Origin of the sequence: Xanthomonas sp. D-36-1, assembly GCF_017746155.1 — a bacterium.
Taxonomy (GTDB): Bacteria; Pseudomonadota; Gammaproteobacteria; order Xanthomonadales; family Xanthomonadaceae; genus Xanthomonas; species Xanthomonas cissicola.
Genome location: NZ_JAGHWR010000129.1, coordinates 1 through 7,248, shown reverse-complemented (window position 1 = coordinate 7,248; position 7,248 = coordinate 1). Strand labels below are relative to the sequence as shown.

Annotated in this window: 6 protein-coding genes and 1 pseudogene; 4 read left to right on the top strand and 3 right to left on the bottom strand. The window is 65.4% G+C overall.

The window, feature by feature from the left end:
- A pseudogene (locus tag J7367_RS21925) lies at positions 1-100 on the bottom strand (IS5 family transposase); the annotation flags it as partial.
- 405 nt (positions 101-505) lie between these two features.
- Here J7367_RS21925 and pbpC point away from each other — a divergent pair.
- On the top strand, positions 506-2,896 hold the full coding sequence (gene pbpC / locus J7367_RS21920; RefSeq protein ID WP_176214968.1) for a penicillin-binding protein 1C: 2,391 nt from the start codon (positions 506-508) through the stop codon (positions 2,894-2,896).
- Between the two features lie 349 nt (positions 2,897-3,245).
- Here the strand turns inward: pbpC and J7367_RS21915 are convergent, their stop codons facing one another.
- Together J7367_RS21915 and J7367_RS21910 are read right to left on the bottom strand one after the other, a co-directional pair.
- Positions 3,246-3,806: a ferritin-like domain-containing protein gene (locus J7367_RS21915; protein ID WP_003483923.1), complete on the bottom strand. Its 561-nt coding sequence runs from the start codon at positions 3,804-3,806 to the stop codon at positions 3,246-3,248.
- A 42-nt stretch (positions 3,807-3,848) separates the two neighbouring features.
- The gene (locus J7367_RS21910; RefSeq protein WP_003483924.1) at positions 3,849-4,331 is read right to left on the bottom strand and encodes a peroxiredoxin; all 483 of its coding nucleotides are present in this window, start codon (positions 4,329-4,331) and stop codon (positions 3,849-3,851) included.
- 162 nt (positions 4,332-4,493) lie between these two features.
- Between J7367_RS21910 and J7367_RS21905 the strand changes: the two genes are divergently transcribed.
- The 3 genes from J7367_RS21905 (at position 4,494) to J7367_RS21895 (ending at position 7,117) form a co-directional block, all read left to right on the top strand.
- Positions 4,494-4,970, top strand: a complete 477-nt coding sequence (locus tag J7367_RS21905) for an Hsp20/alpha crystallin family protein (protein WP_007962463.1) — start codon at positions 4,494-4,496, stop codon at positions 4,968-4,970.
- Between the two features lie 411 nt (positions 4,971-5,381).
- A complete protein-coding gene (locus J7367_RS21900) occupies positions 5,382-6,281 on the top strand; it encodes a DnaJ C-terminal domain-containing protein (protein WP_057663982.1) in 900 nt (299 codons plus the stop codon).
- A 488-nt stretch (positions 6,282-6,769) separates the two neighbouring features.
- Entirely contained in the window at positions 6,770-7,117 is a 348-nt protein-coding gene (locus J7367_RS21895; protein WP_057663980.1) for a response regulator, read from the top strand.
- Positions 7,118-7,248 lie beyond the last annotated feature (131 nt).

Below are 7,248 nucleotides of genomic sequence, written 5' to 3'. Positions count from 1 at the left end.
GCTGCCACGGAACAACCTGCTCCATCTCGGCAAGAAAGATCTCGCGCCGGGTCTGCTTACGCTTGCCCAAGCCCTCAGCGTCACCGAACGTCAGCTGCATGGATGAATCCTCTACATAAGGCGATAGTGTCGCGCATCTGCGGTGAGTTGATCAGACCTTCCCTAAACGAGTGTGTTCGCGGGGGTATCGCCGCCACCTGCAGATGATGCGTGCTGCTGCCGAAGCGTGGCGGCCGCGCCTTCGGCGTGAATGCCCTGAGCATCGCAGGCACCTGCATGCGGTGACCACAGGTGGGATCAAACGGTTGCCGCGCAAGGATGTCCGCATGTCGCTCAGGGTCTGCGCCTGTCCTTGGGCCAGTAGCTTGTCCGGCTGGCCGTGCAGTTGGTCGTGCGGCTGATCGCGCTGCAGATACGCCGGCCTGGAATTGCGCAGCGGTAGCCGAAACGCGTTTTGCCCTGCATGCTTTGCGCGATGGATGAACAGCCGCAGGCACCAACAGGGATGGATCGGACGCCGTCGCGCCAGCAAACGCCGAACCATCAGGCCCGCAACCGACGCCGCTGGCTGCGGTGGCTGCGCTTGAGTGCGGCTGCCTTGCTGAGCGTCATGCTGCTGCTCGATCTGGCCTTTCCGTTGCCGTTGCCCAAGTCCCGCGACACCTCCACCTTGGTGGTTGCGCGCGACGGCACGCCCTTACGTGCATTCGCCGACCGCAATGGCGTATGGCGCTATCCCGCCACGCCGCAGAGCGTGTCGCCGTTGTATTTGCAGGCGCTGCTGAACTACGAAGACCGCTGGTTCTGGCGCCACCCGGGCGTCAATCCCTGGGGTCTGCTGCGTGCCGGTGGGCAGTGGATCGGGCAGGGCCACATCGTGTCCGGCGGCTCCACGCTGACCATGCAGGTGGCGCGCATCCTGGACCCGCATACACGTACGCCGTGGGGCAAGGCCAAGCAGTTGTTGCGCGCATTGCAGCTGGAGGCGCACCTGAGCAAGCACGAGATTCTCATGCTGTATCTGGAGCGCGCGCCCTACGGCGGCACCATCGAAGGGGTGGAGGCGGCCAGCTGGGCGTATCTGGGCAAGCCGGCCAAGGCCTTGTCGCACGCCGAGGCCGCGTTGCTGGCGGTATTGCCGCAATCGCCCAGCCGCCTGCGCCCGGACCGGCACCCGGCAGCGGCGCAACGCGCACGCGACAAGGTGCTCGACCGCATGGTCGAGCTGGGCGTGTGGTCGCGCGCGCAGGTGGACGATGCGCGCATCGAGCCCGTGGTCACACGCTCGCTCAAGCCACCGTTGCATGCGGCCTTGCTGGCGCAGCGCCTGCATAGCGCGCAGCCGCGTGCGGCGCGTATCGTCACCACGCTGGATGTGGAATTGCAGCGCACGCTGGAAGAGCGCGTGGCCACGTATTTTTCGCAGCTGCCAGAGCGCACCTCCGCGGCATTGTTGGTGGTGGACAACGCCACGATGGAGGCCCGCGCCTACGTGGGCTCGGCCAGTTTCGGCGACCGCAAGCGCCTGGGTCATGTCGACATGGTGCAGGCATGGCGCTCGCCCGGCTCCACGCTCAAGCCGTTCCTGTATGGCATGGCGCTGGACGATGGCCTGATCCATTCCGAAAGCCTGTTGGTGGATGCGCCGCAGAGTTTCGGCGACTACCGTCCCGGCAATTTCGATGCGGCGTTCAACGGCCCGGTGAGCGCGGCCACGGCGTTGCGGCTGTCGTTGAATGTGCCGGCGGTGGATCTGCTCGAGCGCATCGGCCCGGCACGCTTCGCTGCGCGGTTATCCAATGCCGGCATTGCGCTGCATTTTCCTTCCGGCAGCGCGCCGTCGCTGGCGTTGATACTGGGCGGCACCGGTGCGCAGTTGCAGGAGCTGGTCGGCGCCTTCGCCGCGCTCAATCGCGGCGGTATTGCCGGACGTGTGCGCTACACGCCGGACGATGCGCGCATCGATCGCCGCGTGATGTCGCCGGGTGCGGCCTGGATCGTGCGCGAGATCTTGCAGAGCAATCCGCGCCCCGGGTATGGCAGCGGCACCTTCGACACCACCGCGCGCCCCGGCGTGGCGTGGAAGACCGGCACCAGTTACGGCTACCGCGATGCATGGGCCATTGGCGGGACGCGGCGCTATACCGTCGGCGTGTGGGTAGGGCGGCCGGATGGCACCCCGTTGCCGGGCCAATACGGTGCGGTCACCGCATTGCCGTTGATGTTCGAAGTCATCGATGCCTTGCCGCGCAGGGCCGGCGACAGCGCCCCGTTGCCGATGCCAGCAACAGTGCAGGCAATCGACATCTGCTGGCCGCTGGGTGGCGCTGCGGATCAGACCCCGCCAGCGCTCTGCGCACGCCGTGCCGATGCTTACGCACTCGACGGCGCAGTGCCGCCCACCTTCGCCGAGCGCGATGCGCGTCTGTGGCAAAGCGGGCAAGTGCGCTTCGAGGTCGATGCGCGCAGCGGTCAGCGGTTGTCGCAGGAATGCCGCCAGCCGCATGAGCGTGTGCCGCGCGCGGTGGCGCGCTGGCCGGCGTTGGTCTCGCCCTGGCTCAGTACATCCGAACGCGCCGCCGCGCAACTGCCGCCTCTGGCTGAAGATTGTGCGCCGGACGGGCGCATGACCGGTGGCGGGATGCTACGCATCGATGGCTTGAGCGACCGCGCCACGCTTGCGCGGGCCAACGACGCCGCACGCCCGGTGCGGTTGCAGTTACGTGCGTTGGGCAGCGAGGCGCGCATCGATTGGCTGCTGGATGGCCGCTGGATCGCGCAGACCAACGGAAGACAAGGATTTCAGCGCGATTTCGAAGAGGTTGGGTTGCACACCCTCACCGCACTGGCCAGCGATGGCGCATGGACGCAGGTGCGCTTTCGGGTGTTGCGTTGATCGGGTCGCCAACGAAGTGCTACCGACCCGTGCTCAGCGGCAGACACCTGCTGTTCGCGACATCCCCTGTAGGAGCGCACCTGGGCGCGACGAGGCGTTACCGGAAACGCTCCATCGCGCCCGGGTGCGCTCCTACAGATGCGTGGGCGAGGGCGGCGGCGCGTCGGGATCTGGCTACCTCGTAGGTCGTTGCTCATACGGGGCGCAACCGTTTAAGCGCAATCTAGCGGCAAAAAAAAACAGACAGGGCGCTCAAGGCGCTACCCTGTCTGTTTCACCATCGCGTCGATTTCAATGTCAACTCGCTGCGATCTTCGATGGCGATGCATCGCTACATCGCAACCTCAACTCATTCGCCGATCCAGCCTTCCAGCATGTCGGCAAATTCATCGGCGTGCTCTTCTTCCTGTGCCAGGATGCTTTCGAGAATGCGCTTGGTGGTGGTGTCCTTGTCGCCGATGAAATCGATCATCTCCCGATAGCTATCGATGGCGATGCGTTCGGCGATGAGATTTTCCTTGACCATGTCGCGCAAGTCGGTGCCTTCCTTGTATTCGGCATGCGAGCGCTTGGTCAGGGTGTCCGGATTGAGATCCGGTTCGCCACCCAGCTGCACGATGCGCTCGGCCAGCTTGTGCGCGTGCTCTTGTTCCTGCTGCGCGTGCTCCAGGAACTCGCCCTTCACTGCGTCGGCAAGCATGCCCTTGGCCATGAAATAGTGGCGGTAGTAGCGCAACGTGCACACGTATTCGGTGGCAAGCGCGGTATTGAGCAACTCGATCACCTTCTCGCGATCGGCGTGGTAGCTCTCGGTGATGGCGCCGTCTTCGATGCTCTGGCGCGCGCGGGCGCGCAAGGTGGCAGTGTCGGTGATACCGGCGGGAGTATTGGTGGCTGGCTGATCAGACATGGCTGGCCGTTTTCCTTCTGAGTGGATGGGAGAAAGGGGGGCTCAATCCGGCAGATGCTGCAGCACGTAATCGGCTGCAGAGACTTTGAATTCTCCGGGTTCTTCGACAAACAACGCCTTGACCACGGCGTCGTCTGCATACAGCGCGTAGCGGCGCGAGCGCAGGCCCATGCCCGAGCCGCTGGCGTCGATTTCAAGGCCCAGGGCGCGCGCCAGTTCGGCGTTGCCGTCGGGTAACAGGTGCAGGCCGTCGGGAATCAACTGGCTGCGCCCCCAGGCCTGCATCACGAATGGGTCGTTGACCGCGGTGCACAGCACTTCGATACCGCGTTTGCGGAATTGCTCGAAGTGTTCCACATAGCCCGGCAGGTGCTTGGCCGAGCAGGTGGGGGTGAAGGCCCCCGGCACCGCAAACAGCAGCACCTTGCGGCCTGCGAACAGGCTGTGGGTGTCGACGGCCTCGATGCCGTCGCGCAGGCGCTTGAGCACGACTTCGGGAATGCGGTCACCAACGTGGATGGTCATGCGGCAGGCTCCTGTGGCTGAACGGATTCTAGAAAGGGGCAGGGGAAAAGCGCGTCAACGCGCTTGAAATCCGTCCGGCCACGCCTATCTGACGCACATGGCCGGCGCAGCTGCGCACCTCGCAGGCACCGGCTCCGTCATCAACCTTTTTGGAGGCTTGCAATGAACATCGTTCGTTATCCCCAATTTCCCACCCACGCGCTGCAGAACGAGATCAAGCATGTGTTCGATCGCTTCTTCGAGCAGAACGGCGACACCGACGAGTCGGCCGTGGTGACCGCGCAGTGGGTGCCGCGCGTTGACATCAAGGAAGAGCCCAATCACTTCGTGTTGTACGCCGATTTGCCGGGCATCGATCCAAGCCAGATCGAGGTGCAGATGGACAAGGGCATCCTGTCGATCAAGGGGGAGCGCAAGAGCGAATCCAGCACCGAAACCGAGCGCTTCTCGCGCATTGAACGCCGCCATGGCAGCTTCCATCGCCGCTTCGCGCTGCCCGACAGCGCCGACGCCGATGGCATCACGGCTGCAGGTCATAACGGCGTGCTGGAAATCCGCATTCCCAAGCGCCCGGCCGCCACGCCGCGCCGTATCCAGGTTGGCAACGGTCAGAACATCAGCGGCAGCACGGTGCAGTAAGCGCAAGAAACGTCGCGGCGGCGCGCTGTGCAGGCGCGCGGTGTTCGCCTGGCCGGCCTGTACTGTGCATGCAGGCCGGCCAGGCGACCGGCAGTTCCGACGGGCACCTCTGCCAGCCGGAACTGGCCGCCGCAGGACGCCGGACCTGGGGCGAGGCCACACAGCTTCGCTCTCCGGCGACAGTCGCGCCGTAGAATAGGCGCGGTTGCCCGCCCGGCTGCGAATAGATTGGCCAACAGCTCCATGGCGTGACCGCTTGCGGACGCGGCTGGTATGCGAACCCGGCACGTACGCCCGTACGGTGCAGGGGGGCACGCCTTCCGCGCCGCACACGCGCTGTCCGCCGGAGTGCTGGCCGTCGAACTGGCTCGTGGCCTCGGCTGCGGGCCGTTTTTTTCCAGAGGTGATTAGATGGAATTCAAGGATTACTACGCAACGCTCGGCGTGGAGCCCAGTGCAGGCGATGCGGAGATCAAGACCGCCTACCGCCGGCTCGCGCGCAAATATCACCCCGACGTCAGTAAGGAAGCCGGCGCCGAAGACAAGTTCAAGGCGATCAACGAGGCCTACGAAGCGCTGCGCGACCCGGCCAAGCGCAAGGCCTACGACCAGTTGAAGGCTCAGGGATTCCGGCCGGGCGACGAGTTCCAGGCCCCGCCCAATTACGGCGGCGGGCAGGGCTTCGATTTCGAAGAGGTGTTCGGCAACGGCGGCGCTGGTGGCGGCTTCAGCGATTTCTTCGAGAGCCTGTTCGCCGGCCAACGCGGTGGTCGTCCGCGCGGCCCGGGCGCCGGGCCCGGTGCAGGTGCCGGCCCGCAGGCGCGCGGCGACACCCGCGCCAAGCTTGCGGTGCCGCTGGAAGCTGTGTATTCGGGCGACAGCGTGCGCATCACCATCAACGGCAAGCAGCTGGATGTGCGCGTGCCCAAGGGCGTGCAGCCCGGCCAGGTGATCCGCCTAAGCGGGCAGGGCAACGGCGGCGGCAACCTGTTGCTGGAGATCGAATACGCGGCGCATCCGCATTTCGAGGGGGACGGGCGCAACATCCTGTACACCTTGCAGGTCATGCCCTGGCAGGCCGCGCTGGGCACGACCATCAGCGTGCCCACCCTGGGCGGCTCGGTCGAATTGAAGGTGCCGGCCGACTCCGACGCCGGGCGCAAGCTGCGGCTGCGCGGTCGCGGCCTGCCGGGCACCACCCCGGGCGACCAGATCGTGGAACTGGAAATCCTCGCCCCGGCCCCCACCGACGACGCGCAGAAGAAGGCATACCGCAATCTGGCCAAGGCATTCGGCGAGACCGTGAGCTGAGCTGAGCGGCGCGGGCCAGATCAGCTTTGCGCGCGCAAGGGTTGGGTGAGGCCACGCGCGCTCCGCGCGGCAGTTGATGGCGACCCGCAGCGTCGAGTCTTGGCCGCTGCCTCAGCCGGCGCCGGAGAAGGGAGCCGTCCCCTCTCCTTTGGGAGAGGGGTTGGGGTGAGGGTTCGGCTGCCCGCAACGTGATAATCAACTCGATCTGCCCCCTCGCATCCGGATCCCACCTCATCCAGCGCTACGCGCTCCCTGTCCCCCGCCATGAAGGGGGAGGAGAAGGAAAGCAACACGGCGTTCGGCGGAGTGTTGCGTTGAATCCGGCCTGTGCTATCCGACGTAATGGCTACGGCTACTGGAAAAAACAGCGCGTCGCTCCATCAGTCTGGCCACGCTCGCCGACCACGAACCCTCCAGCAACGCACCTGGCCCAGCTACCGAAAGCGCGGCCGGCGCACTACACTCGCCGCGCACACTAGGGGAAACACATGGCACGTATTTTGATCGTCGACGACTCGCCGTCGCAGCTGCTGGGGATTCAGCGCATCGTCGAGAAGCTGGGGCACGAAACCATCACCGCCACCGATGGTGCTGCCGGCGTTGAAGCGGCCAAGGAATCGCTGCCGGATCTGGTGCTGATGGACGTGGTGATGCCCAACCTCAACGGATTCCAGGCCACACGCACGCTCAAGCGCGAGCCCACCACCCAGCATATTCCGGTCATCCTGGTCACCACCAAGGATCAGGACACCGACCGCATGTGGGGCATGCGCCAGGGGGCCCGCGCCTACATCACCAAGCCGTTCTCCGAAGACGAGCTGCTAGGGAAGGTCTGAACAACGAGACCTGACAGGGCGGAAGGTGGCGTCGTTCCGAAGAGTGGCTTTTGGAACTTCGGAATTTCGCCATTTCTGGCGCTTTCCGCGGGAATTTCCCGGTTCACAGACGCACGCTCCCCATCGCCGGC